The organism is Streptomyces sp. NPDC057474, assembly GCF_042802555.1.
Lineage (GTDB): Bacteria > Actinomycetota > Actinomycetes > Streptomycetales > Streptomycetaceae > Streptomyces.
Genome location: NZ_JBHVDX010000484.1, coordinates 1 through 1734 on the forward strand (window position 1 = coordinate 1; position 1734 = coordinate 1734).

4 protein-coding genes are annotated in these 1734 nt (G+C 70.6%); 1 reads left to right on the top strand and 3 read right to left on the bottom strand.

Translation table 11 applies throughout. The features are described 5' to 3' along the window. The coding region (locus tag ACFU53_RS47920) for a hypothetical protein (protein ID WP_384006957.1) at positions 1-252 on the top strand (252 nt) is incomplete at its 5' end. Between the two features lie 150 nt (positions 253-402). Here ACFU53_RS47920 and ACFU53_RS47925 read toward each other — a convergent pair. From ACFU53_RS47925 to ACFU53_RS47935, 3 genes are all read right to left on the bottom strand, one after another. Then, a complete protein-coding gene (locus tag ACFU53_RS47925) occupies positions 403-1041 on the bottom strand; it encodes an NAD(P)-dependent oxidoreductase (RefSeq protein ID WP_384006960.1) in 639 nt (212 codons plus the stop codon). A 121-nt stretch (positions 1042-1162) separates the two neighbouring features. Then, positions 1163-1348: a hypothetical protein gene (locus ACFU53_RS47930; protein WP_384006963.1), complete on the bottom strand. Its 186-nt coding sequence runs from the start codon at positions 1346-1348 to the stop codon at positions 1163-1165. Between the two features lie 69 nt (positions 1349-1417). Next, positions 1418-1636, bottom strand: a complete 219-nt coding sequence (locus tag ACFU53_RS47935; protein WP_384006965.1) for a hypothetical protein — start codon at positions 1634-1636, stop codon at positions 1418-1420. Positions 1637-1734 lie beyond the last annotated feature (98 nt).

The window sequence follows — 1734 nt, forward strand, 5'->3', positions numbered from 1 at the left end:
CGGCTGCTGCCCGTCTGGGGCAGGCGGGCAGCAGCCGAGCGGGTCGAGCGTCGTGCGGGTCGTGGGGGACAAGGGATGTGGTCACACCCTGGCGGGCACGGCGGCCTCCGGTATCCCGTCGGCGTGCTCGTCGGCCAGCAGGTGGTGGAGCTTCTCGCCGTCGATGTCGACGTTGGGCAGGATACGGTCGAGTCTGGCGGGCAGTGGGGCAGTGCCGCGCGGGTGAGCAGGAACGGTGCGGTGAGGGTTTGACGCCGTCGGCGTTTGATGTCGGCGAGGACGAGGCGCGCGTCCTGGGCGGCGAGCGCAGGGCGGTGGCGCGGCCGATGTCGGAGCCCGCGCCGGTGACGATCAGCGACTTGCCGGACAGACCTGTGATGAGGTCCCTGGCTGGGTCCTCGCTCAGTTGCTGATGACGGGCATGGCCCGGCGGTAGCGGGGGTCGGTCAGCTGGGAGACGAGGAAGGCGGCGATGTCCGCGCGGGTCATCGCCGAGCCGACCTTGTCGTGGCCCAGGAAGCCGGACTTGATACGGCCGGTGGCGGGCTTGTCGACCGGGTTGGTGATCCGGGCGATGGTGTAGTCGAGCGGGGTGGAGGTGACCGCCTCGGTCATGCCCTTCAGCTCGGCCAGGGCGATGGGGAAGGCGAGCTTGGCCATGACGGGCAGGACCTTGGGCTTCCAGTGCGGTTTGTCGTGCGGGTCGGCCAGGGAGGGGGTGGCCAGGCCGATGAACCGGGTGACGTCCTCGGCCTGCATGGCCTCGACGATGGTGCGGGTGCCGTCCGTGATGTCGGTGCCCTTGACGGACCGCTTCAACGACGGGCCGAGTGCGCTGATCACCGCGTCCGCGCCTGCCACGGCCTTGCGGACCGCTGTGGTGTCGGAGAGCCGGCCGGTGGCCACGGTCAGGTTCTCGTGGGCGAGGGTGAGTTTGGCGGGGGTCCGGACGTAGGCGGTGACCTGGGGCCCGGCGTCCAGCAGTTGGTGGACGAGCAGTTGGCCGATGGCGCCGCTGGCGCCGAAGACGGTGACACGCATCAAGGTGCTCCAAGCAGGGTTGGGTGCAGAAGTCCGCTCACGATGAGCGGTTACGAGCGGCAGTACGGCGTTGAAGGCGACGGCGTGCGGGGCCGAGGTCCATCGGGGGCGGCCGTGCCGTTCAGGTCTGAAGCCGGAAGAGAACGAAGCGACCCCGTTCGCCGGCCTCGTGCAGCTCTTCGGGCGTGGGTTCGCGGTCGCCGGGCAGGCCGACCATCTTCGCCTCGCGCGGCGACTTGCGGTCGGCGAACTCGGCGAGCAGCTCGGTGATCGCGGTGCGGTCCTCGATCACGGTGGGTACGGCCACGTACTCCCGTCCGCGGATGCGCAGGTGGACGGTCGGGCCGGTGCGCAGGTTGGGGATCCAGGTGTTCTGCTAGGACGTGGCCAGAACCGTGCCGGGCTCCCAGTCGAAGTAGCCGACGGGGATGGTGATGCGGCGTCCGGACTTGCGGCCGGTGTAGGTCAGCAGCATCAGGAATCTGCTGAGGATGCCGTGCAGGCGCGAGGCGAGCAGCGGGCGGACCAGGCGGTTGGCCGCGCGGAACAACGCGACCGGGGGCCGCTTGCGTCGGGTGGTCTCGGCTTGACTCATGAGGGGCTCCTGAGAGGGATGCCTGGTGGTGTGGAATGGCTGGGTCGGCGGCGGGGGGGGCGGGGGGGGGGGTGCGGCGGGTACGGGTGCGGGTGCGG

What these genes read in the sequence shown, in the direction of transcription:
- ACFU53_RS47925 (WP_384006960.1), bottom strand. Translation starts at nt 1,041, where the DNA reads ATGCGTGTCACCGTCTTCGGCGCCAGCGGCGCCATCGGCCAACTGCTC.
- ACFU53_RS47935 (WP_384006965.1), bottom strand. Translation starts at nt 1,636, where the DNA reads ATGAGTCAAGCCGAGACCACCCGACGCAAGCGGCCCCCGGTCGCGTTG.